Origin of the sequence: Winslowiella toletana (assembly GCF_017875465.1) — a bacterium.
Lineage (GTDB): Bacteria > Pseudomonadota > Gammaproteobacteria > Enterobacterales > Enterobacteriaceae > Erwinia > Erwinia toletana.
This window is the reverse complement of sequence record NZ_JAGGMQ010000001.1, coordinates 1084736-1107162: the sequence shown is the minus strand read 5'-3', so window position 1 is coordinate 1107162 and position 22427 is coordinate 1084736. Positions and strand designations below refer to the sequence as shown.

Below are 22427 nucleotides of genomic sequence, written 5' to 3'. Positions count from 1 at the left end.
GCATTTAACGCAGAGTTGGCGTAAAAAACTGAACATTAGCAGAAACTAAAAGGGTAAAAAATTGCTGGCAGTCGGCTTTTTAATCTGACAGCGGTGGGCGTGGTTTTTTAAAGTTGTGTAAAACTGTTCAGTAAAATTGAATGTGGCATGCGGTTTTCCAGGTAAAATTCTGAAAAAAACGCCCGTTAATCTGTTAAAAATTCGTCGCTTAATGCAGTTAATTTAATCTTTAATCCTTTTTTTTACGCCAGACAGGTGAAGGTATTGGCCGCAATTATATCTTTTTCTGCGTGTTAAATGGATAAAATATTCAGCTTTAAAGCCATCATTTATGCCATTTTATTGCTATTGGGTTAAATAAATAGATCCAGTGTTAAATAAACTTAGGAAACTTTACAGACAACGCTGGCTTTATATTTAACCTGGCTAATTATCACCGGAAAAGTAGATTTATCACCTGCGGCATTGATGGAAAAAAGGTTGAACCGGACGCGCTGTGATATAGATAAATTAGTCATCTTTGTTGACTCGAATAATCAGCGTCTGTTTTCCCTGGCCTGTCGTCGTTTTACCGGAGAGTACAATTTATGCGTTCTGTTGTTTCCTGTTTATTTATTGCGGTTGTTGCAGGTTCTGTTGGTGCGGCTGTCAGTCAGGCGCCAATCCTTTACGATAAAGTGAGTACGCACTTTGCTACCGTTGCCGCAGACCCGGAAGGTTTTTGGTCGACACCTGCGATTGCGGGCTATGGCAAAATACACTATGAAAACGACGTGCAATTTAAGCCAGATGCGTCAATGTCGAATAAAATCGTTTTTCAAATCACAAAAAGTGAAGGGTCGATGAAAGAGGCGAATCTGGGCCTTGAACGCGTGGCGCGGGTAGTGAATCTGTATGTTGCTTCTGGTGTGCCTGCTGAGCAATTAAAATTTGTGGTTTCGGTTACCGGGGATGCCACTCCGGCAATGTTAAGTAATGCCCAGTTCAGTAAAATATATGGTTTTGATAACCCAAATCTTAAGCTGATTGATGAACTTAAAAAGTCTGGCGTAGTGGTTTCAGTCTGTGACCAGTCCGTGGCCTTTCATCATTATCAATTCGACTGGATCGACAGATCAGTGGTCCATGCGCTTTCCAGTCCCACCACGGTTTCTACCCTCGAAAATCAGGGATACGCCTTTTTACCACTGTAATCAGTTCCGTTTCCGTCGGGAGAATAAACTATGCGTCCTGTCATCTCATATATTCTGATTGCTGCTATTGCCGGTTTTGTTGGCGGTAATATTACTGAGTTTCCAAAAGTTGCTGATAAAATAAGCCAGCGTTTTGCTGATAATCCGGAACCCGCCGATTTCTGGACCACGCCAGCCATCCCTGGCTATGGAAAAATACATTATGTTGATAACGCCGCTTTCAAACCGGGCGATGATCTGAGTAACAAAATTGTGTTTCAGATTAACCGCAGCGAAGGGGAGATGATTAGCCCCAACCTCGGTCTGGAGCGGGTTGCACGCGTGACTAATCTCTACGTGGCGGCCGGGGTGCCAGTAGATAAACTGCAGTTTGTGGTATCGATCAACAGTGATGCAGTACCTGCGGCGCTGAATAATGAACAGTTTCGTAAAAAGTATGGCGTGGATAATCCAAATCTGAAGCTAATTGCTGAATTACGCAAAGCTGGAGTAGAAGTGACGATTTGTGATCAATCTGTTGCATTTCATCATCTGCAACGTGACTGGATTGATAGATCTGTGATCCACACTCTTTCCAGCGGTACTACCGTCGCGACTTTAGAAAATCAGGGATACGCCTTTTTACCGCTTTAATCGGTCGATAGTGAAAGAGGTGGATATGCTTAACTCTGGTTAACAGGGCTGCATATCCTTACCGGTGTAATATATTTCGCGTAATTTATCTCGCCTGACGAAATAAATGAGTAAATATTTCATTTGCCGGTCAAAGCCAATTGCAGTGGCAGCCATTGGAGGAATACAATCGTGCAGTGCTTCACCAGGGCATACATCGCACGTATAAGAATTGCGCACAATAAAATCATACCAGGGCGCTAATAAAATGTTCAGTAAAATCGAGATAAGTCTATGTTAAGGCGACTCTGGCCGAAGACAGACTTACGCACGTTGATCACCATGCTTGCGATTGCCAGCATTGTGATTACGCTAGCTAATACACTGTATGCTACATGGCGCGTACAGCGTGAGCTGTTGATTAATAACACGCTTGAGTCGAATCGGGTTTACGCCACGAAACTGGCTTCAACGACTGAAATTTTCTTTCAGCTGGCGCAATCGCAGCTCTCCTGGAGTGCGAATATCCTGAGCAATGGCTTAGATGATGATGCGGCGTTGCAGCAGGAGGTTGACCGGTTACGCGAGCAAACTACCAGTTTTAACTCAGTGGTGATTGTTGACGCCAATGGCTGGGTACGCTCAATTTCGCCAGAGTCGTTGATGCTGAAAGGAATGCATCTGACCACGGCTGCAGCGCGCCAGGCGTTGACCGAGCGTAAGCCGCTGATTAGCCAGCCGACGATTTCGGCGGCGAACAATCTTATGGTGTTTATCTCTTATCCTGTCTGGTCGAAAACCGGCACTTATCTCGGTTATGTCGGCGGCACGCTGTATCTGAAGAAGAAAAGCATTCTGAATGAATTACTCGGCGAGCAGTATTATCGCGACGGTTCTTCACTGTATGTGGTCGATAAACAGAATCAGGTGCTCTATCACCAGGACAGTAAACTGATTGGCAAAGGTATTGCGCCGCTAATCAGTGATGAAGAGAAAAGTAAGCGCCGCAATGGTTATCTGGAAATTCATCCACAGAATAGCGAGCCGATGCTGGCGGGTTATGCCATGGTTCCCTCCGCTGACTGGATGATAGTGGCGCTGAAACCTACCAGGGCCACACTCGCCCCCCTTAGCAGCCTGTTGCTTCAGGTACTGAAAAATTCGGTGCCTTTCGCGCTGTTGACGCTGATTGCCGCATGGATTCTGGCGCGCCTGATCGCCTTGCCACTGTTTCAGCTGGCGCGTAAAGCCAGCCAGATGGATGCGCAGGGCGTATCGACAGAGATTAATGGCATACGCTCCTGGTACTTTGAAGCGGCGCAGATTAAGCGTGCGCTGCTGGCTGGCATTGGCCTGCTGCAGGATAAGATTGGCCGGCTGAAGTTTGAGGTGCAGACCGATCCGTTAACCCAGTTGCTGAACCGTCGTGGCCTCAGTGCGGTGATGGAATATTTCCTCACCACCCGCCAGCCTTTTGCGCTACTGGCGCTGGATATCGACCATTTTAAGCGGGTTAACGATACCTTTGGCCATGATGTCGGCGATGAAGTGATTATTCGCATTGCGCGTGAACTGGAGCATAGTTCGCGTCAGACCGATGTGGTATGCCGTAATGGCGGCGAAGAGTTTTTGCTGATTCTGCCGGGCGCAGATAGCGAAACTGCACTGATGATCGCTGAACGCGTGCGCCAGCGTGTGGCGCAGACGGAGATTAAACAGGTCGGAAATGTCTCGGTTTCCATCGGCGTTGCCCTGTGGCGGCCTGATGGCGAGAGTATGGAAGAGGTGTTTAAACTCGCGGATGATGCTCTGTATCAGGCCAAAAAAGCCGGTCGTAACTGTGTGGTTCATGCCGGGATTCAACAACCGCAGCTGCTGATTACACCCGCCCGTTTACACGGCTAAACAAGTCAGAAGTCAGCAGGTCAGACAAAAATTGCGCTAACCTGCTGACTGCCTTTCTGTTCGCTGCGCCTTTCAAGTACAATCCTGCCTTCTCCAAAATGCACTCAAGGAAGTTAATGTCATGCTGGCATTGTTAATACAGTGGTATCGCCGTCGCTTCAGCGATCCACAAGCCATTGCGTTGTTGATCATTTTGGTTGCTGCGTTCTGTATTTTATTCTTTTTTAGCGGTTTGCTGGCTCCGCTGCTGGTAGCGCTGGTGCTGGCTTACCTGCTGGAATGGCCAACCGTTCGTCTTGAGCGTATGGGCTGCTCGCGCAGCTGGGCGACCAGTATTGTGCTGACGGTTTTCGCCGGTATTCTGCTGCTGATGGTACTGGTGGTGGCGCCGGTGGTCTGGCAACAGGGCATCAACCTGACGCGCGATATGCCGAATATGCTGAATAAGCTCTACACCTATGCTGCGGGCTTGCCAAAGCGTTTTCCGGCGCTGATGGATGCCGGCATTATCGATATTATCGTCGAGAATTTGCGTAGTCGTCTGACCGGACTCGGTGAGTCGCTGGTGAAATATTCGCTGGCATCGCTGGTCGGTTTAATGACACTGGCGATCTACCTGGTGCTGGTGCCGCTAATGGTCTTCTTCCTGCTGAAGGATAAAGATCAGATGCTGAATGCCGTGCGCCGGGTGCTGCCGCGAAATCGCGGACTGGCAGGGCAGGTGTGGAGCGAAATGAATCAGCAAATTACCAATTATATTCGCGGTAAGGTGCTGGAGATGGTGGTGGTCGGGATTGCCACCTGGATTGGTTTCCTCGCTATTGGCCTGAACTATTCGCTGTTGCTGGCGGTGCTGGTCGGTTTCTCGGTGTTAATTCCTTATATCGGTGCGATGGTGGTGACTATTCCGGTGATCTGCGTCGGCCTGTTCCAGTGGGGGCTTGGCAGCGATTTCTGGACCATGATTATTGTCTATCTGATTATTCAGGCGCTGGACGGTAATCTGCTGGTGCCGGTGCTGTTCTCCGAGGCGGTGAATCTGCATCCGTTAGTGATTATTCTTTCGGTAGTGATCTTTGGCGGTTTGTGGGGATTCTGGGGCGTGTTCTTCGCCATTCCGCTGGCGACGCTGGTGAAAGCGGTGGTGCATGCCTGGCCAGACGGGATGCTGGTCGACGAGGAACAGTGATTTAACCGCTTGTAGCGGCGGCGTTCTCGCCGCCGGTGTCGGTGGTTTGTCGCATGGCTGCCATCCAGACGGGAGCCGTTAACGGCTCCCCTACAGGCTTGCAGTTCAGGCCGACTTCAGATAATCCATCACCACATCGTGATGATTGGTGGTTTTGAAATCGTCGAACACTTTTTCCACTTTACCATTGCCATCCAGCAGGAAGCTGACGCGATGGATGCCATCATAGGTTTTCCCCATAAAGGTTTTCTCACCCCAGACGCCAAACAGCTGGCAGACCTGATGGTCTTCATCGGAAAGCAGCGTGAAATTCAACAGCTCTTTCTCGGCAAAACGTGACAATTTTTCTGGCTTATCGGTGCTGATGCCCAGCACTTCTACGCCAGATTTCTTTAAATCATCCATATTATCGCGCAAACCGCATGCCTGAATGGTGCAGCCCGGTGTCATCGCTTTCGGATAGAAATAGACCAACACGCGCTGTCCCTGGAAGTCGGCCAAATTTACTTGTTCGCCGTCTTGATCGGGCAAGCTAAATTTCGGTGCAGTATCACCGGCTTTCAGTGGATTCATCACTACTCTCCATTTTCTCTTCATGCTGTGGGTAATTCACGACACTAATAGTGCCCTGAGCCTGCAGTTCTGTACATAGCTGGTTAAACGCTTGTTCAATAAATGAGGCATCCTGACTGGCAGGACTGTGGGCGGTAATTTGAATATAGAGGAATGGCGGCTGATTTTCTTGTGCCGGTTGAGTACGCGACACCAGTTCCGCGATATTCATCTGATGTGAATCAAACAGATCGGTAAAGCGTTCAATGATATGCGGCGAGTCAGTGACTTCCACCTGTACCCATACCGTGGCGGGCATCGGCGGGTGCGCTCTGGCATTGGTACGCTTCATCACAATCAGTAACTCCAGCTCCGCGCCCTTTAGCGGCAGGGTCGATTCAATCAGGGTAATGGCATTCCAGCTGCCGGAAAGCAGCATGATAAATGTAAACTCATCGCCGAGCATGGCAAGCCGACTATCTTCAATATTACACCCACAGCTGCTGACATGGCGGGTAATGGCATTGACGATACCCGGACGGTCAACGCCCAGCGCGGTAATGACCAAATGATGTTGCTGTGACTGCGGCAAAATGATACGTCCTGTCGGTCATGGTGATTAGCAATAGTGATAACCCTAAGGTAAACATAAAAAATACCCTCTGCCAAGGGTCTCCGGGGTGTTGCCTGCTTGCTTTTCAATGCCCGTCAAACGTACCATGAAGGACTTGTTTGTGGAGGGGATGGCCAATGTTCACGGGAAGTATAGTTGCGCTCGTTACGCCAATGGATGACAAAGGTAATGTCTGCCGGGCGAGTCTGAAAAAACTGATTGATTATCATGTCGCTAGCGGAACCGCAGCGATTGTATCTGTAGGCACTACCGGTGAGTCCGCCACCCTCAGCCATGATGAACATGGCGATGTCGTGATGCAGACGCTGGAGCTGGCCGATGGTCGTATTCCGGTGATTGCCGGAACCGGTGCTAACGCGACAGCGGAAGGCATCTCTCTTACCAAACGCTTCGAGAATTCCGGGGTTGTCGGTTGCCTGACCGTAACGCCTTACTACAACCGTCCGACGCAGGAAGGGTTGTATCAGCACTTTAAAGCTATTGCGGAGAGTACTTCACTGCCGCAGATGCTGTATAACGTTCCTTCACGTACTGGCTGCGATATGCTGCCGGAAACCGTAGGTCGTCTGGCCAAAATTAAAAATATTATCGGGATTAAGGAAGCCACCGGGAACTTATCGCGTGTTAGCCAGATCCAAGAGCTGGTTGATGAAGAGTTTGTGCTGGTAAGCGGCGATGACGCTTCGGCACTGGACTTTATGCAACTGGGCGGTCATGGCGTGATCTCGGTAACGGCGAATATCGCCGCACGCGAGATGGTTGAACTCTGCGCCCTTGCGCAGCAGGGCAACTTTGTCGAAGCGCGCCGCCTTAACCAGCGCCTGATGCATCTGCATCAGAAGTTATTTGTTGAACCCAATCCTATCCCGGTGAAATGGGCCGCGAAGAAGTTAGGATTAATAGCAACCGATACGCTGCGTCTTCCAATGACGCCAATAACCGACGCGGGGCGTCCGGTTATCGAGCAGGCGCTCAAGCATGCGGGTCTGCTGTAAATTAGGGAGATTTGATGGCTTACTCAGTAAAGAAGTCCACGGTAGTGAAAGTTGTTGGACTGTCAACGGTGATGCTGCTTGCAGCTTGTTCTACCGATCAGCGCTATAAGCGTCAGGTCAGTGGCGACGAGTCTTATTTGCAGGCGACCGAACTGAAAGATTTAACCGCACCAGCAGGAACCATTCTGCCGCTGCAGAACGGTGATTATGAGATCGCAGCCACCAACAGCACCGGTGCTGTTGGCAAGCAGCTCGACATTCGTCCGCCAGCCCAGCCTCTGGCGCTGATGAACGGAACACGTACGCAGTTTACCGGCAATACCGGCATCCTGCTGCTGGAGAACGGGCGTAGCGGTTCGGTCTGGTCACAGGTAGTGAATGTGGTTCAGTCGTATAAGTTCCCGATTGCCGATCGTCAGGATGCCAGCCAGCAGCTGACCACCGACTGGGTACAGTGGAATCGTGCGGATGAAGATAATCAGTATCGTGGCCGCTATCAGGTGAGCGTGCAGCAGCAGGGCTATCAGCAGGCGCTGACGGTACGTTTACTGCAGCTGCAGCAGCAGGATAAAGATGTCACTTCTCCGGTGCAGATTCAGCGCTATACCGCGCAGATGCTTAACGACATCAGTACCGGTTTAGACAAAATTGAATCCGCGCAGGAAGATGCCGCTGCTAATCGCAGCGTATCGCAAATCGATGTGCAGAGCGGCGCGGATGATACCGGCCTGCCGAATCTGATTCTGCGCGCACCGTTCAACGCGGTCTGGCAGCGTTTGCCGGATGCACTGAAGCGTGCCGGCATGACAGTGACGGATAATAACCGCTCGCAGGGCAGCCTTGCGGTGACCTATAAGTCGCCTGGCAGCGGTCACTGGGACGACCTGGGTGCGAAAGATCCTGGCTTGCCAAATGGTGACTACAAACTGCAAGTCGGTGATTTAGATAACCGCAGTAGTTTGCAGTTTATCGATCCGAAAGGACATACGCTGACCCAGTCGCAAAATGATGCACTGGTCGCCGTATTCCAGGCGGCATTTAGCAAGTAAACTAAAAGGGCCGGAGCACTCCGGCCTTTTTTCATTACTAACCTCTTTAACCGACGCAGGGGCCTGTGCCCGTGCAGATGTATAGCAACATTTCTACCACGTTTGGAGTTAATCAAGATGCAAAAGAAAGCTGAGTTGTATCGCGGCAAAGCGAAAACAGTTTACAGCACCGAAAACCCGGACCTGCTGATACTCGAATTCCGCAACGATACGTCAGCAGGAGATGGTGCGCGTATTGAGCAGTTCGACCGCAAGGGTATGGTCAATAACAAGTTTAACCATTTTATTATGACCAAACTTGAGGAAGCGGGTATCCCGACGCAAATGGAAGCGCTGCTGTCCGATAACGAAGCCCTGGTGAAAAAGCTGGAGATGGTGCCGGTGGAATGCGTAGTGCGCAACCGTGCCGCAGGTTCACTGGTGAAACGTCTTGGCGTGGAAGAGGGTATCGTTCTCAATCCGCCGCTGTTCGATCTGTTTCTGAAAGATGATGCCAAACACGATCCAATGGTAAATGAGTCCTATTGCGAAACCTTCGGTTGGGTGAATAAAGAGAATCTGGCGCGTATGCGTGAGCTGACTTATAAAGCCAACGAAGTGCTGAGCAAGCTGTTCTCTGATGCGGGTCTGATTCTGGTGGACTTTAAACTGGAGTTTGGTCTGTTCAACGGTGAAGTGGTGCTGGGTGATGAGTTCTCACCAGATGGCGCGCGCCTGTGGGATAAAGAGACCATGGCGAAAATGGATAAAGATCGCTTCCGTCAGAGCCTCGGCGGCGTTATCGAAGCCTATGAAGAAGTCGCACACCGTCTTGGCATTAAATTAGACTAACTGCGCAATCGTTTACCTCGCTTTTCTGTGCGAAGAGGCCGGTCGATCCCGGCCTCTTTTTATTGTCTGAATGCCCTCCACTCTGCTCAGAAATGGCCCTGTTGCGCGCTTTGGCCGCGCTACGCTCTGGTTATTCGCTGGCGGCACGACTACTATCTATTTTATTGGCACAATTGCAGGAGCTGGCTATGCGTTGGCAAGGGCGTCGCGAGAGCGACAATGTGGAAGACCGACGCAACCAGTCGCCTTCCATGGGCGGCGGGCGCATGCGCATCCCGCGTGGTAAAGGCGGTATCGCGTTACTGATTATCGTGATGGTGGCGGGTTATTATGGTTATGATCTGACGCCGTTACTGACCGGTGAGCAGCCGACCACCCAACAGTCATCACAACAGAGCATCAGCCCGAATGATGATGAGGCGGCAAAGTTCACGTCGGTGATTCTGGCTACGACCGAAGACACCTGGCAAAAACTGTTTCAGCAGATGGACAAACCCTGGCAGGCGCCGAAGCTGGTGATGTACCGCGGCGCTACACGCACCGGATGCGGTACCGGTCAGTCGGTGATGGGGCCATTCTACTGTCCGGCGGATCAGACGGTATATATCGATCTCTCTTTCTATGACCAGATGAAAAACAAACTCGGCGCTGACGGTGACTTCGCTCAGGGCTATGTGATTGCGCATGAAGTTGGTCATCACGTGCAGAAGTTATTGGGAATAGAGCCGAAAGTACGTCAGATGCAGCAAAACGCTTCGCAAACTCAGATCAACCAGCTATCGGTAAAAATGGAGTTGCAGGCTGACTGCTTTGCCGGTGTCTGGGGGCACTATATGCAGCAGCAGCAAATTCTGGAGCCGGGCGATCTGCAGGAAGCGCTCAATGCCGCTGAAGCCATTGGCGATGACCGCCTGCAACAGCAGAGTCAGGGCCGGGTGGTGCCAGACAGCTTTACCCATGGTAGCTCCGAGCAGCGTTACAGCTGGTTTAAGCGCGGCTACGATAATGGCGACCCGGGCAAATGTAATACCTTTGGTGGTTAATTTCTGATGGATCTGCAACAGCTTACCGTGCAGATGCAGCGCCAGGGCATGCGTCGATTGCTGGTGATTAGCGGCGATGCACTCTGGTGCCAGCAGCAAGTGGAGACGTGGCAGGCGCAGCTGACAGGCGACTGGTTGTGGGTTGGCGAAGCAGCAGCGCAGGAGCCACATTGTGCGCCGGGTGCGCTGCGTAACTTGCTGGGGCAGGAGTTTCGTCACGCAGTGTTTGATGCCCGCCACGGTTTCCATGCCGAGGCTTTTGCTGCGCTGGCGGGCACACTGCTGGCCGGCAGCTGGTTACTGCTGCTGGCGCCGCCCTGGCAGGCATGGTCAGCCGCCATCGACCGCGATTCACTGCGCTGGAATGATGCCGCCGAGGCCATCGCCACACCTAATTTTGTCACCCATCTGCAACAACAACTGCTCAGTGATAAACGTGTGGCGATCCTGCGCCAGGATGCGCCGTTTTCTCTGCAACCCTTATCTGCAGCAGCCGACTGGCAGCCTGAAGGCGAACAACAGCAACAACGGCTATTAAAGCAGTTGCTGGCCGCATCGCCGGGTGTGTCGGTGCTCACCGCCGCACGGGGACGTGGTAAGTCAGCACTGGCTGGCATGCTGGCACAGCGCTGGCCGGGAAAATGCTGGGTAACCGCACCCGCCAAAGTGTCAACCGATGTACTGGCGCAGTTTGCCGGAGACGCATTCGAGTTTTATGCGCCGGATGCGTTGCTGGCTGCCTGTGCCAGTCAGCCGCCGACACAGATTGACTGGCTGTTGATCGATGAAGCGGCGGCGATCCCGACGCCGATGCTACAGCGTTTAATCAGCTATTTTCCGCGCGTGTTGCTGACTACCACGGTGCAGGGCTATGAAGGCACCGGGCGCGGTTTTCTGCTGAAGTTTTGTGCTGCGCTGCCACAGGCGCAGTTTTTCACTCTCGATCAACCGTTACGCTGGGCGCCCAGTGATCCCCTGGAGCGTTTTATTGATCGCAGTTTGCTGTTTGATGAAAGCGACAGCCTGAGCAGCAGCGGAGAAGTGCATCTTCAGCGGCTGGAACAGCATGACTGGCAGACCCGGCCAGCCTCGCTGGCAGCGTTATACCAATTGCTGGCCAGTGCGCACTATCGCACCTCACCGCTCGATTTACGCCGTATGATGGATGCGCAGGGGATGCATTTTGTTGCCGCATATTGCCAGCAGCAGGTGATCGCGGCGTTGTGGCTGGTGGATGAAGGCGGGCTGAGCGCAGAGCTGGCAGCAGCAGTCTGGGCGGGCTTACGCCGTCCGCGTGGCAATCTGGTGGCGCAGTCGCTGGCGGCGCATTCTGGTTTTCCTGAGGCGGCGCAGTTGCGTTCACGGCGAGTGTCGCGCATCGCGATTACGCCGTCACGCCGCCGCAGCGGCCTCGGACGTCAGCTGATAACCCAGTGCATTGCTGACGCCGCCGGGCTGGATTTTCTGTCAGTCAGTTTCGGCTATACCGATGAGCTTTGGCAATTCTGGCATGCTTGTGGTTTTCAGCTGGCGCGCATCGGCACCCAGCGTGAAGCCAGCAGCGGCTGTTACAGCGCGATGGCGTTACTGCCGCTCAGTGATGCAGGGCGGGATCTGACGCAGCGTGCGGTGAAGCGGCTGGCGCGTGACTACTACTGGTTGCAGCAACAGCTGGATCAACCGCTGACGATAGCCAGTGATTTACAGCAGGAACTGAACAGTGAAGACTGGCGGGAGGTGGCCGGATTCGCCTGTGCGCATCGTCCGTTTGAAGCCGCGATGCCTGCGCTCGGACGTCTGCTGGCGCGCTCGTCGCTGCCGCTGCCCGCACTACGCGGAGCCATTACTCAGCGGTTCTCCGTCGGTGAATTATGCCGCTCGCTGGGATTAGCCGGACGTAAAGCATTACTACAATGCTGGCGTCAGGAAGCCCGTCTGGCTTTGGCGGATGTCGATCCATCCGGGGCGATAAGCGAACAGATATCAGAGGATTTTCCTCTCCCGGACGGGAGAGGAGCGTGAGGCTGACTATTTCTTTTTCGGCCAGTCGTCTTCGTCATCCCATTTATCGTTAAAATCACGATGGGGCGGCAGATCGGGCTTGTTGTCCATATACTTTTTATGATCGATTCGTTTCAGATCTTTATAGACATTCATCAGGATGCCAACCATCAGCACGATAATCAGAATCCACCAGTACTCTTTAAACCACTCCATGAGCTTTTCTCCCCAGCGATGCGCTTATGCGACCAGCTGTTCCATAATACGTTGATACATACGGCTAAGCAGTTGCAGATCGGCAGCTTTAACGCATTCGTTGATTTTATGGATAGTGGCATTCACCGGTCCCAGTTCAACAACCTGCGCGCCCATGCGGGCGATAAAGCGACCATCTGAGGTGCCACCAGTGGTCAGCAACTGCGGTTTAATTTCATTATAGTGCTCAACGGCGTTCACCACCGCATCAACCAGTTTTCCACGGCTTGTCAGGAATGGCTGGCCGGAAAGTTTCCACTCGATGGTATAGCGCAGCTGATGGCGATCGAGCAGCTGCTGAACGCGCTGCTGAATCAAAGCGTCGGTCAGCTCGGTACTAAAGCGGAAATTGAACTGTACGAAGCATTCGCCGGGGATCACATTATTACTGCCGGTGCCGGCCTGCAGATTGGCAATCTGCATGCTGGTGGCCGGGAAAAATTCATTACCCTGATCCCATTCAGTGGCGACCAGCTCATTTAGCGCTGGCATGACGCGATGTACCGGGTTATCCGCCAGATGCGGATAGGCAACGTGGCCCTGCACGCCATGAATGGTCAGATTCGCGGTTATTGAGCCACGACGGCCATTTTTCACCACATCGCCCACCACTTCTGTGCTGGATGGTTCTCCCACCAGGCAGTAGTCGAGGCGTTCATTACGCGCCATCAGTTTTTCCACCACTTTAACCGTACCGTTGGCGCCGCTGGCCTCTTCATCAGAGGTGATTAAAAATGCCAGGCGACCCTGATGGTGAGGATTTGCCGCCACAAAGCGTTCGGCTGCCACCACCATTGCCGCCAGGGAGCCTTTCATATCCGCAGTGCCGCGACCAAATAACATACCGTCACGGATTACTGGTTCAAAAGGGGGATTAATCCAGCGGCTGGCGTCACCGGTCGGCACCACATCGGTGTGACCCGCAAAGGCTAAGGTTTCGCCCTGACCGCGCCATGCCCAGAAATTGAGCGTATCGTCGATATTCATCGGCTCTATAGTGAAGCCGATCGCCTGCAGGCGCTGGATCAGAATAGCCTGACAGCCGGCATCATCCGGGCTGAGGGAAGGGCGACGAATAAGCTGCTGCGTCAGCTCAATGACCGGACAGAACATATTATGACTTCTCCTGCATAAACTGCTGATAAGTTTCTTCACTAAAGCCCAGCAGCATAGAGCCGCTGGCGTCGCAGAGCAATGGGCGTTTGATGATTGCGGGTTGCGCCAGCATCAGTTCTCGCGCGGCATCAGCATTATCAATCGCGTTGCGCTGTTCTTCAGGCAGTTTACGCCAGGTGGTGCCGCGGGTATTGAGCAGTGCGCTGTAACCCAGTTTATCGATAAAACCCTGTAGCAATTCGCGCTCAAGGCCATCAGCGCGGTAGTCGTGAAACTGAAAATCAATTTGCTGGCTTTCCAGATAGCGGCGGGCTTTTTTAATCGTATCGCAATTTTTGATGCCGTACATCGTCAGCGCGGGCTTCTGATTTGTATCAGTCACATTATTCTCCGGGTAGTCATTTAATTTATTGTTATTGATGATCATGCAATAAATTTAGTGTGCAATACACTATTATTTTCGATCTGTCTCGGATTTTTATAGTTTGTTAACGGGATGATTAATGACGAGGTGAAATAACAGGGTTAGAATTGCGTCGGGTGCCTGAAGCTGTCTGCTTCAGGTATTGTCGGGAGCAGGCAGAAGAAGGCCCCAGGTAATATCACTATTAACCTGAGGCCATCCCGACACACCAACAATGTCAGGATAGCCTCTTAATTGCAGAAATGCAACGGAGATAAAAATGCCAAAAAAGCATTATTACAGGGACTGATTGTGCTTTGTCTCACAATTCTTTCCTGCCTGTGGCTGGTACGCGATCGTTTATGCGAAGTGCGTATTACTCACGGAAGTAATAACTATATGGCGCTTTTAAACTACGAACTTAAGAGCTAACCACAGGCGGGGGTAACCCCGCCTGACGGGTTGCGGTGGTCTGGCATTCAGGCGCCCTTTTTTATTTTATTGTTTATTAGTCTGTCGATTAATGACTCAGCGAAATAAGACAGGTTAGAATTGCGTCGGGTGCCTGAAGCTGTCTGCTTCAGGTATTGTCGGGAGCAGGCAGAAGAAGGCCCCAGGTAATATCACTATTAACCTGAGGCCATCCCTGACACCCAACAATGTCAGGATAGCCTCTTAATTGCAGAAATGCAACGGAGATAAAAATGCCAAAAAAGCATTATTACAGGGACTGATTGTGCTTTGTCTCACAATTCTTTCCTGCCTGTGGCTGGTACGCGATCGTTTATGCGAAGTGCGTATTACTCACGGAAGTAATAACGATATGGCGCTTTTAAACTACGAACTTAGGAGCTAACCACAGGCGGGGGCAACCCCGCCTGACGGGTTGCGGTGGTCTGGCGTTCAGGCGCCCTTTTTTATCTCATTATTATTGATTGAGTTAATTATTATTCAGTCAATAAATCTTCCATTCCGTAAACGGCTAATCACATTCTCTGGGGCATAAACCATAGCGCTATTTAACTGATGGAACTGCAGGTGCTGGTAAAACTCTATTTTATCCAGCATTGCGTAGATAACCACTTTACCAAACGGCGAGAGGGTTTCAAGGATAGCCTGCATTAGCTGACGGCCATAGCCGTGGCCCTGATACAGTGGATCAATAACCACGTCAGAAAGGTAAGAGGAATAAGTCAAATCGCTAATGGCGTGGGCGGTTGCGATGAGTTTATCGCCAATATAGCCAAACCAGGCAAACTGACTGTGCTGATAAGCGCGTTGCAGAATCTGCGGATCACGCGTACCCAGACCTGCACGTTCAATCAGCTCTGCCAGCTGTTGCCAGTTAACTTGTGGATTGTCATCTTTGGTTTTGAGAATAAAACCCATTCACAGGCTCCTTTATTTTCCATTCGGCATATTTAATCAGTGGTTGCGAAAGTTTATTCAAAATAGATATAAGTATCAAAAAATTTTACAGTTCTGATAAAAAATGCCGATAATCATTATAGCGCCAGACTCTTCACCCGAATAAAAAACCCGCGTATACTGGCGCTAATTATTAGAGAGGGCATCATGATCGATTTAGAACTAGGGAACTGGAAAGACTTTATTGAAGCAATGTTGCGTAAGTAAGCGATTCTTTAAGAAAAGCGGTTACAGTATCTATTGCGGTAAGTTCTGACCACAGCAAATAAATAAAGGCAGCCAGCTTGTTGGCTGCCTTGTTTTTTTTAGTCTGTCATTTTCTCTTGTAGCGGGAAGCGCTGGCGTACGACCACAAAGAACAGCGGCACAAAGAAAATCGCCAGCACCGTCGCCGAGATCATCCCGCCCATTACCCCGGTGCCTACCGCATGCTGACTGCCTGAACCCGCACCGCTGCTGATCGCCATCGGCAACACACCGAAAATAAACGCCAGTGATGTCATCAGAATCGGTCGCAGACGTTGGCGCGATGCTTCCAGAGTGGATTCAATCAGATCGCGTCCTTTGCTGTTTATCTCATTGGCGAATTCAACAATCAGAATCGCGTTCTTCGCCGCCAGACCAATCACCGTCAGTAATCCGACCTGGAAATAGACATCATTCTCCAGACCGCGCATCCAGGTGGCGAGCAGCGCGCCAATTACCCCTAGCGGCACCACCAGCATCACCGAGAAAGGCACTGACCAGCTCTCATAGAGCGCCGCCAGGCAAAGGAAGACCACCAGCAGCGAGATGGCATACAGCGCTGGCGCTTGTGAGCCGGACAAGCGTTCCTGATAAGAGGCGCCGGTCCATTGAAAACCAACGCCCAGCGGTAACTGACTTACCAGCTGTTCCATCACATCCATTGCCGTGCCGTTACTGACGCCAGCCGCTGATTCACCAACGATCTCCAGCGCGGAATAGCCATTATAGCGTTCCAGACGCGGTGAGCCGGTTTCCCAGGCAGTGGAGGCAAAAGCGGTAAAAGGCACCATGCCGCCGTTGCTGTTGCGCACATACCATTTGCTGATATCGTCCGGCAACATGCGGTATTTTGCGGCGGCCTGCACATAGACTTTTTTCACCCGGCCCCGATCAAGGAAGTCGTTAACATAGGTTGAACCCCAGCCGGTTTTCAGGGTGTCATTGATATCATCAATTGACACGCCCAGCGCCTGCGCTTTGCGCTGATCGATATCAATGCGCAATTGCGGGCTGTCATCCAGACCATTATGACGCACGCGGGCCAGCGCCGGATTCTGTCCCGCCAGCTCCAGCAGTTTATCGCGCATCTGCATCAGCTGGGTGTGACCAATACCGGCGTGATCCTGCAGCTCCATATCAAAGCCTGCCGAGTTACCCATGCCGGTTATGGCCGGTGGGCTACTGGCAATCACGCGCGCTTCGTTTATTTTGCCAAAGGCGTGGGTGGCTCGTTCGATAATCGCAAAGGAAGTACGATCGGCGCCCGGACGATCTGGCCAGTCTTTCAGGCGGATAAACAGGCGCGCAACGTTTTGCCCGTTACCGCCAGGGCCGGAGCCGACGGTAGCGAATACCGACTGCACATTCTCCTGTTCATGAGTCAGATAGTAGTTCTCAACTTTCTGCACCACTTTCAGCGTTTGCTGCTGGGTTGAGCCAGGCGGTAACTGCACCTGGGTGGTAAACACCCCGCGATCTTCCAGCGGTAAGAAGGAGGTCGGCAGGCGCAGGAACAGAAACGCCATAATGCCAATAATCGCCAGATAGAGCAGGATCCAGCGGCCGCTTTTTTGCAGGATTTTCGCCACCCCACGTTCATAGCGCTCGCTGTTACTGTTAAACATGCGGTTAAACCAGCCGAAAAAGCCGCGCCGGCCATGGTGGTGGCCCTGCGCCAGTGGTTTAAGCAGGGTAGAGCACAGCGCTGGCGTCAGGACCATAGCGACCAGTACCGACAGCACCATCGCTGCAACGATGGTGATCGAGAACTGGCGATAAATAGCGCCAGTGGTGCCGCCAAAGAACGCCATCGGAATAAACACCGCGGAGAGCACCAGCGCGATGCCTACCAGCGCGCCCTGGATCTGCCCCATGGATTTACGTGTCGCATCACGCGGTGAAAGGCCTTCTTCACTCATAATACGTTCAACGTTCTCCACCACCACAATCGCGTCGTCCACCAGCAGACCGATGGCCAGCACCATAGCGAACATTGTGAGGGTATTAATGCTGAAGCCGCAGATATAGAGCACTGAAAAGGTACCAAGCAGCACCACTGGCACTGCGATGGTCGGGATCAACGTGGCGCGGAAGTTTTGCAGGAACAGATACATCACCAGGAAGACCAGCAGCACTGCTTCAAACAGCGTTTTCACCACGTCATGGATCGATGCGGTGACAAAAGGTGTGGTTTCATAAGCGACTTTGGCTTCCAGACCATGCGGGAAGAAAGGCGTCAGTTCAGCAATACGCGCTCGTACCAGCTTATCGGTTTCCAGTTCGTTGGCGCCGGACGCCAGCTTAATTCCTAAACCTGATGCTGCCTGACCGTTGTAGCGGCTGAGATAATCATATTTTTCTGCCCCCAGCGCGACTTCGGCGACGTCGCCCAGCGTAACCACCGAGCCATCCTGATTGGTGCGCAGGGTTATTTGTTTAAACTGCTCGGGAGTCTGTAGTAACGATTGCGAATTAATGGTGGCATTCAGCGCCTGATTATCCACCGAAGGGGTGCCGCCAACCTGGCCGACGGCGATTTGGCTATTCTGTGAAGTAATCGCATCAACCACATCCTGAGTGGTCATCGCATAGTTGATCAGTTTGTTTGGATCGAGCCAAATACGCATCGCATATTGCGAACCATAGGCATCCACCTGGCCCACGCCACTGACGCGACTCAGCGGATCCTGAATATTACTGGCCACATAGTCGGCGATATCCTGTTTATCCATGCTGCCGTCGGTAGAGACAAAAGCCAGCATCAGGATATTGGTGTCGCCGGTTTTATTGACCGTTACTCCCTGATTTTGCACATCCTGTGGCAACTTGCGCAGAGCTGATTGCAGCTGGTTTTGCACCTGCTGACGCGCTTCATCGGGATTGGTGCCTGCGGTAAAGGTCAGTGTAATGGTCGCCTGGCCGGTGTTGCTGCTCTGCGAGGACATATACATCAGGTTATCGATGCCGGTCATGCTCTGCTCGATAACCTGCGTAACGGTATTTTCCAGGGTTTCAGCCGAGGCGCCAGGGTAGTTAGCGGTAATACGTACGTTAGGTGGCGCGAGATCGGGATATTGCTCAATCGGCAGTGACATAATCGACAATACGCCGGTCAGACATATGATTATCGCCAAAACCCAGGCAAAAATCGGGCGATCAATAAAGAAATTCGCCATCGAATCACAGCTCCTCAGCAGTGTTTAGTCAAAACTCACAGTAGAAAATGCACCAGTAACCGCGTTATTGGTGAAGGGGATGATGCTACCGGGTTAAATTTATCTGTAGATTCAGGCTTCTCCGGCAATAAATCACTTTACTCGCAGTGGATTGAAGAATCGTGGAGAAATTGAGGAGAAAATGTAAAAGATCGTCGTAAAGGACGGCAGGGCGTAACTGAAACGCCCGACCGCCATCAGCGTAAGGATTAGCGCGGGGTGCGGATACTGGCGATCAGCCATGCCAGCAGAAACAGCGCCGCCTGAACCAGCACAATACAGGGACCGGTGGCCGCATCCAGCCAGAAGCTGGCCAGCGTGCCGCTTATTGAGGAGAACACCGAGGTCAGCACCGCGCAGATTAACATCGCGCTAAAACGGCGGCACAACATAAAGGCGGTGATCCCCGGCGTAATCAGCATGGCGATCACCAGTACAATCCCGATGGCCTGTAGCGCGGCGACAATCGTCAGCGCCAGCATACTCAGCAAGCCATAATGCAGCCATTTAACCCGCAGACCAATCACGCGCGCCTGTGCCGGGTCAAAGCAGTACAGCAGCATATCTTTGCGCTTCACCAGCATCACCACAATCACCACCGCGCTGATCACCACGCATTGCCAGAATTCTGCCGGTGTAATCCCCAGCACGTTACCAAACAGAATATGACTAAGATGCTGATCGCTCTCAATACGCGAAAATATCACCAGCCCGATGGCAAACATGCCGGAAAAGACGATACCCATTACCGTATCTTCTTTGATGCGGCAGTTGTCTTTGATATAGCCGGTGGCAATGGCGCAGAACAGCCCGGAAGCAAAAGCACCCACCACCAGCGGCGCGCCAGCCACATATGCCAGCACCACGCCGGGCAGCACCGCATGCGAAATGGCATCGCCCATCAGCGACCAGCCTTTTAACACCAGATAGCAGGAGAGGATGGCGCAGACCGCGCCGCTGACCATTGCCGTCAGCAGCGCGCGCTGCATAAACGGAAAGCTCAGGGGCAGGGTAATCAGTTCACTGATACTGCTCATACTGTGCTCCCACGCGCTTTACGCTGGCCAGCTAACAGGCCATATTTCGGCGCAAACACAAAGGCCAGCAGAAACACGGCGGTTTGCAGGCTGACGATAACCCCGCCGGTCGCGCCATCAAGATAGTAGCTAAGCCAGGCGCCGACCGCGCTGGTCACTGCGCCCAGCACCACGGCAATCAACAGCAGGCGCGGGAAGCGATCGGTCAGCAACCACGCAGTCGCGCCGGGAGTGATCACCATCGCAATCACCAGGATAGCGCCGACGGTCTGCAGGGCGGCAACCGTGGAGGCACTGAGCAGGGTGAAGAAGATAATTTTCAACCGCAGCGGCGAAAGGCCCACCGAAATCGCATGGCCTTCATCAAAAAACACCGCCAGCAGATCTTTCCAGATTATCAGCATCACCAGCAGCGATACGCCGCTAATCAGCGCCACCTGAATCACATCTTCATCAGCGATGCCGAGAATATTGCCGTAAATAATCGACTGGATATTTATCGATGTCGGATTTAGCGAAATGATTAACAACCCGGCGGCAAAAAAGGTCGAAAAGACAAAACCGATAATCGCATCCTCACGTAAACGCGTCAGGTGGCGCACCAGCGTCATCCCCAGCGCCGCCAGCATGCCGGTAATAAAAGCGCCCAGCGCATAAGGCAGACCGATAGCGTAAGCGGCAGCCACCCCGGGCACCACCGAGTGCGACAGCGCATCCCCCATCAGTGACCAGCCTTTCAGCATCAGATACGCCGATAAAAAGGCGCAGCTGGCGCCGACCAGCGCACTGACGCCAATCGCTTTGACCATATAGTTATAATTAAACGGTTCCAGCAGCAGTGCCATCATGACGGCGGGCCTCCAAACAGTGGCACATCCTGCGGACGCAGCGCGGATTCGGTAGCGGCGGGCAGGTTGAGATAACTCAGCACGCCGCCAAAGGTGCGCTGCAGATTGTCATGGGTAAAGGTGGTGGCGGTCGGTCCGGCGGCAATGACGGTGCGGTTAATCATCACCACCCGATCGCAAAACGACGGCACTGAACTGAGGTTATGGGTCGACACCAGCAGCAGATGCCCTTCATCGCGCAGCGCTTTCAGCATATCGACGATGGCATTTTCCGTTTGCACATCAACGCCGGTAAACGGCTCATCAAGCAGCAGGATCTTTCCCTGCTGCGCCAGCGCGCGGGCAAGAAATACCCGTTTGCGCTGGCCGCCGGAGAGTTCACCAATCTGACGATTACGCAGATGCAGCATGCCGACGCGATCAAGTGCCTGGTCCACCAGGTGTTTATCTTCTGCAGAAGGGATACGCAGAAACGACATTTTGCCGTAACGGCCCATCATTACCACATCGTTAACCAGTACCGGAAAATTCCAGTCCACCTCTTCGGTCTGCGGAACATAGGCAATCAGGTTACTGCGCAGCGCTTTCGCCACCGGTTGCTGGTTAATGGTCACCTTACCGCTGGCGGGTTTTACCAGACCCATAATACTCTTAAACAGCGTCGACTTACCGCTGCCATTCACACCAATCAGGGCGCACAGGCTGCCAGCATTCAGCTCGAAACTGGCGTCGCTCAGCGCGGTATGGCCGTTACGATAAGTGACGGTAATATTCTGCAGCGAAATATGCGCCTGTGTGGTCATTGTCCGAACCCTCTGGCAATGGTATCGACCGTCACCTGCAGCAGGTCGATATAGGTTGGTACCGGTCCGTTGGCTTGCGACAGCGAGTCAACATACAGAACGCCGCCATAGCGGGCGCCAGTCTCTTTGCTCACCTGTTTCGCCGGTTTGTCTGAAATGGTGCTTTCACTGAACACCACCGGGATCTGCTGTTTACGCACGGTATCAATCACCCGCTTCACCTGCTGTGGCGACCCCTGTTCGTCGGCATTGATTGGCCACAACCACACCTCTTTCAGCTGATAATCCCGCGCGAGGTAGCTAAATGCCCCTTCACTGGTCACCAGCCAGCGCTGCTGAGCAGGGATTTTGTCGAGGCGGGCGCGGAGCGGTTCATCCAGCGCAGCGATTTTTGCCGCATAGGTTTTAGCATTCTGGTTATAGGTTTGCGCATTATTCGGATCGTATTTAACCAGTGCCTGACGAATGTTTTCGATATATACCAGCGCGTTGGCCGGAGACATCCACGCATGAGGATTGGGCTTACCGGCATAAGGACCCGCATTGACTGACATCGGCTCGATACCTTCGGTCACCACCACAGAAGGCACATCATGCAGATTGCTAAAGAAGCGGTTGAACCAGCGCTCCAGATTGAGACCGTTCCACAAAATCAGATCTGCCGACTGGGCTTTCATCACATCACGCGGGGTTGGCTGATAATCATGGATCTCCGCCCCTGCGCGGGTGATGGATTCGACCACTGCCGCGTCACCGGCGATATTCTGCGCGATATCCTGAATCACGGTAAAAGTGGTCACTACCTTAAATTTGTCTGCTGCCCGCACACTGCTGCTGCTAAAAGCCAGCAGCAGCACAAGTGCGGATGTTGCCAGCAACGTATTAAAAATTGACCGCGTATTTCCAGACGTTTTATTCATCAGGTCTTTCCTCAGACTCAGTTTCAACTTATGCAATTTGCTGATTATTAATTTTGTCACTGCCTCGCGCCGAAATGGTGTGGTGGGTTATCCGGCAACGGGCGGCGCTTTTATATACAGATATAGCATCGGCTATATTAGTTAGCAAGTGC

The 22427-nt window shown here is 52.4% G+C and carries 23 protein-coding genes; 12 read left to right on the top strand and 11 right to left on the bottom strand.

Annotated features, from left to right (window positions below):
- Positions 1-587 precede the first annotated feature (587 nt).
- The 4 genes from J2125_RS05200 to J2125_RS05185 all read left to right on the top strand — a co-directional run bounded on the left by J2125_RS05200 (position 588) and on the right by J2125_RS05185 (position 4899).
- The gene (locus J2125_RS05200; RefSeq protein WP_017803231.1) at positions 588-1193 is read left to right on the top strand and encodes a DsrE family protein; all 606 of its coding nucleotides are present in this window, start codon (positions 588-590) and stop codon (positions 1191-1193) included.
- Positions 1194-1223: 30 nt separating this feature from the next.
- Positions 1224-1826 carry a DsrE family protein gene (locus tag J2125_RS05195; protein WP_017803232.1) on the top strand — a complete coding sequence of 201 codons (603 nt, stop codon included), beginning with the start codon at positions 1224-1226 and terminating at the stop codon, positions 1824-1826.
- Positions 1827-2099: 273 nt separating this feature from the next.
- Complete coding sequence (locus J2125_RS05190; protein WP_026112003.1) at positions 2100-3710, top strand: sensor domain-containing diguanylate cyclase; 1611 nt, start codon at positions 2100-2102, stop codon at positions 3708-3710.
- A 121-nt stretch (positions 3711-3831) separates the two neighbouring features.
- Positions 3832-4899 (top strand): AI-2E family transporter, encoded by a 1068-nt coding sequence (locus J2125_RS05185; protein WP_017803234.1) that lies wholly within the window; start codon positions 3832-3834, stop codon positions 4897-4899.
- Positions 4900-5004: 105 nt separating this feature from the next.
- On the opposite strand, the gene bcp is transcribed toward J2125_RS05185, so the two are convergent.
- A complete protein-coding gene (gene bcp, locus J2125_RS05180) occupies positions 5005-5472 on the bottom strand; it encodes a thioredoxin-dependent thiol peroxidase (protein WP_017803235.1) in 468 nt (155 codons plus the stop codon).
- Positions 5450-6043: a glycine cleavage system transcriptional repressor gene (locus J2125_RS05175; protein ID WP_017803236.1), complete on the bottom strand. Its 594-nt coding sequence runs from the start codon at positions 6041-6043 to the stop codon at positions 5450-5452. The genes bcp and J2125_RS05175 overlap by 23 nt, the downstream gene beginning before the upstream one ends.
- Positions 6044-6201: 158 nt before the next feature.
- Here J2125_RS05175 and dapA point away from each other — a divergent pair, with 158 nt between their 5' ends.
- The 5 genes from dapA (at position 6202) to J2125_RS05150 (ending at position 12025) form a co-directional block, all read left to right on the top strand.
- The gene (dapA, locus tag J2125_RS05170; protein WP_026112004.1) at positions 6202-7080 is read left to right on the top strand and encodes a 4-hydroxy-tetrahydrodipicolinate synthase; all 879 of its coding nucleotides are present in this window, start codon (positions 6202-6204) and stop codon (positions 7078-7080) included.
- Between the two features lie 14 nt (positions 7081-7094).
- Positions 7095-8129 (top strand): outer membrane protein assembly factor BamC, encoded by a 1035-nt coding sequence (gene bamC, locus J2125_RS05165; protein WP_026112005.1) that lies wholly within the window; start codon positions 7095-7097, stop codon positions 8127-8129.
- A 117-nt stretch (positions 8130-8246) separates the two neighbouring features.
- The gene (purC, locus tag J2125_RS05160; RefSeq protein ID WP_026112006.1) at positions 8247-8960 is read left to right on the top strand and encodes a phosphoribosylaminoimidazolesuccinocarboxamide synthase; all 714 of its coding nucleotides are present in this window, start codon (positions 8247-8249) and stop codon (positions 8958-8960) included.
- Positions 8961-9148: 188 nt separating this feature from the next.
- The gene (gene ypfJ, locus J2125_RS05155; RefSeq protein ID WP_017803240.1) at positions 9149-10003 is read left to right on the top strand and encodes a KPN_02809 family neutral zinc metallopeptidase; all 855 of its coding nucleotides are present in this window, start codon (positions 9149-9151) and stop codon (positions 10001-10003) included.
- A gap of 6 nt (positions 10004-10009) precedes the next feature.
- Positions 10010-12025 carry a tRNA(Met) cytidine acetyltransferase TmcA gene (locus J2125_RS05150; protein WP_017803241.1) on the top strand — a complete coding sequence of 672 codons (2016 nt, stop codon included), beginning with the start codon at positions 10010-10012 and terminating at the stop codon, positions 12023-12025.
- Positions 12026-12031: 6 nt separating this feature from the next.
- Here J2125_RS05150 and J2125_RS05145 read toward each other — a convergent pair whose 3' ends face one another.
- Genes J2125_RS05145 through J2125_RS05135 form a run of 3 tightly spaced genes read right to left on the bottom strand, consistent with a single transcriptional unit; the run spans position 12032 to position 13724 of the window.
- Positions 12032-12220, bottom strand: coding sequence for a YpfN family protein (locus J2125_RS05145; RefSeq protein WP_017803242.1), 189 nt, complete (start codon positions 12218-12220; stop codon positions 12032-12034).
- A gap of 24 nt (positions 12221-12244) precedes the next feature.
- Complete coding sequence (gene dapE / locus J2125_RS05140) at positions 12245-13372, bottom strand: succinyl-diaminopimelate desuccinylase (RefSeq protein ID WP_017803243.1); 1128 nt, start codon at positions 13370-13372, stop codon at positions 12245-12247.
- 1 nt (position 13373) lies between these two features.
- Positions 13374-13724, bottom strand: a complete 351-nt coding sequence (locus tag J2125_RS05135) for an ArsC family reductase (RefSeq protein ID WP_040462559.1) — start codon at positions 13722-13724, stop codon at positions 13374-13376.
- 309 nt (positions 13725-14033) lie between these two features.
- On the opposite strand from J2125_RS05135, the gene J2125_RS05130 reads away from it, so the two are divergent.
- Both J2125_RS05130 and J2125_RS05125 read left to right on the top strand, forming a co-directional pair.
- Entirely contained in the window at positions 14034-14210 is a 177-nt protein-coding gene (locus tag J2125_RS05130; protein WP_209499471.1) for a Hok/Gef family protein, read from the top strand.
- A gap of 247 nt (positions 14211-14457) precedes the next feature.
- A complete protein-coding gene (locus J2125_RS05125; RefSeq protein ID WP_083865670.1) occupies positions 14458-14634 on the top strand; it encodes a Hok/Gef family protein in 177 nt (58 codons plus the stop codon).
- A 95-nt stretch (positions 14635-14729) separates the two neighbouring features.
- On the opposite strand, the gene J2125_RS05120 is transcribed toward J2125_RS05125, so the two are convergent.
- Complete coding sequence (locus J2125_RS05120; RefSeq protein ID WP_017803245.1) at positions 14730-15167, bottom strand: GNAT family N-acetyltransferase; 438 nt, start codon at positions 15165-15167, stop codon at positions 14730-14732.
- A 186-nt stretch (positions 15168-15353) separates the two neighbouring features.
- On the opposite strand from J2125_RS05120, the gene ypfM reads away from it, so the two are divergent.
- Positions 15354-15413 (top strand): protein YpfM, encoded by a 60-nt coding sequence (ypfM, locus tag J2125_RS05115; protein WP_101505280.1) that lies wholly within the window; start codon positions 15354-15356, stop codon positions 15411-15413.
- A 98-nt stretch (positions 15414-15511) separates the two neighbouring features.
- Here the strand turns inward: ypfM and acrD are convergent, their stop codons facing one another.
- The 5 genes from acrD to J2125_RS05090 form a co-directional block, all read right to left on the bottom strand.
- Positions 15512-18628 (bottom strand): multidrug efflux RND transporter permease AcrD, encoded by a 3117-nt coding sequence (acrD, locus tag J2125_RS05110; RefSeq protein ID WP_017803246.1) that lies wholly within the window; start codon positions 18626-18628, stop codon positions 15512-15514.
- Between the two features lie 248 nt (positions 18629-18876).
- The gene (locus J2125_RS05105; RefSeq protein WP_017803247.1) at positions 18877-19704 is read right to left on the bottom strand and encodes a metal ABC transporter permease; all 828 of its coding nucleotides are present in this window, start codon (positions 19702-19704) and stop codon (positions 18877-18879) included.
- Positions 19701-20552 (bottom strand): metal ABC transporter permease, encoded by an 852-nt coding sequence (locus J2125_RS05100; protein WP_017803248.1) that lies wholly within the window; start codon positions 20550-20552, stop codon positions 19701-19703. Before J2125_RS05100 ends, J2125_RS05105 begins: the two co-directional genes overlap by 4 nt.
- Positions 20549-21355, bottom strand: a complete 807-nt coding sequence (locus J2125_RS05095; RefSeq protein ID WP_017803249.1) for a manganese/iron ABC transporter ATP-binding protein — start codon at positions 21353-21355, stop codon at positions 20549-20551. The genes J2125_RS05100 and J2125_RS05095 overlap by 4 nt, the downstream gene beginning before the upstream one ends.
- Positions 21352-22275, bottom strand: a complete 924-nt coding sequence (locus J2125_RS05090) for a metal ABC transporter substrate-binding protein (RefSeq protein ID WP_017803250.1) — start codon at positions 22273-22275, stop codon at positions 21352-21354. The genes J2125_RS05095 and J2125_RS05090 overlap by 4 nt, the downstream gene beginning before the upstream one ends.
- Between the last annotated feature and the right edge of the window lie 152 nt (positions 22276-22427).

Bases quoted from the DNA above. Each gene is read 5' to 3' on its own strand.
- J2125_RS05200 (WP_017803231.1), top strand. From the start codon at position 588: ATGCGTTCTGTTGTTTCCTGTTTATTTATTGCGGTTGTTGCAGGTTCT.
- J2125_RS05195 (WP_017803232.1), top strand. From the start codon at position 1,224: ATGCGTCCTGTCATCTCATATATTCTGATTGCTGCTATTGCCGGTTTT.
- J2125_RS05190 (WP_026112003.1), top strand. From the start codon at position 2,100: ATGTTAAGGCGACTCTGGCCGAAGACAGACTTACGCACGTTGATCACC.
- J2125_RS05185 (WP_017803234.1), top strand. From the start codon at position 3,832: ATGCTGGCATTGTTAATACAGTGGTATCGCCGTCGCTTCAGCGATCCA.
- bcp (WP_017803235.1), bottom strand. From the start codon at position 5,472: ATGAATCCACTGAAAGCCGGTGATACTGCACCGAAATTTAGCTTGCCC.
- dapA (WP_026112004.1), top strand. From the start codon at position 6,202: ATGTTCACGGGAAGTATAGTTGCGCTCGTTACGCCAATGGATGACAAA.
- bamC (WP_026112005.1), top strand. From the start codon at position 7,095: ATGGCTTACTCAGTAAAGAAGTCCACGGTAGTGAAAGTTGTTGGACTG.
- purC (WP_026112006.1), top strand. From the start codon at position 8,247: ATGCAAAAGAAAGCTGAGTTGTATCGCGGCAAAGCGAAAACAGTTTAC.
- ypfJ (WP_017803240.1), top strand. From the start codon at position 9,149: ATGCGTTGGCAAGGGCGTCGCGAGAGCGACAATGTGGAAGACCGACGC.
- J2125_RS05150 (WP_017803241.1), top strand. From the start codon at position 10,010: ATGGATCTGCAACAGCTTACCGTGCAGATGCAGCGCCAGGGCATGCGT.
- J2125_RS05145 (WP_017803242.1), bottom strand. From the start codon at position 12,220: ATGGAGTGGTTTAAAGAGTACTGGTGGATTCTGATTATCGTGCTGATG.
- dapE (WP_017803243.1), bottom strand. From the start codon at position 13,372: ATGTTCTGTCCGGTCATTGAGCTGACGCAGCAGCTTATTCGTCGCCCT.
- J2125_RS05135 (WP_040462559.1), bottom strand. From the start codon at position 13,724: ATGTACGGCATCAAAAATTGCGATACGATTAAAAAAGCCCGCCGCTAT.
- J2125_RS05120 (WP_017803245.1), bottom strand. From the start codon at position 15,167: ATGGGTTTTATTCTCAAAACCAAAGATGACAATCCACAAGTTAACTGG.
- acrD (WP_017803246.1), bottom strand. From the start codon at position 18,628: ATGGCGAATTTCTTTATTGATCGCCCGATTTTTGCCTGGGTTTTGGCG.
- J2125_RS05105 (WP_017803247.1), bottom strand. From the start codon at position 19,704: ATGAGCAGTATCAGTGAACTGATTACCCTGCCCCTGAGCTTTCCGTTT.
- J2125_RS05100 (WP_017803248.1), bottom strand. From the start codon at position 20,552: ATGATGGCACTGCTGCTGGAACCGTTTAATTATAACTATATGGTCAAA.
- J2125_RS05095 (WP_017803249.1), bottom strand. From the start codon at position 21,355: ATGACCACACAGGCGCATATTTCGCTGCAGAATATTACCGTCACTTAT.
- J2125_RS05090 (WP_017803250.1), bottom strand. From the start codon at position 22,275: ATGAATAAAACGTCTGGAAATACGCGGTCAATTTTTAATACGTTGCTG.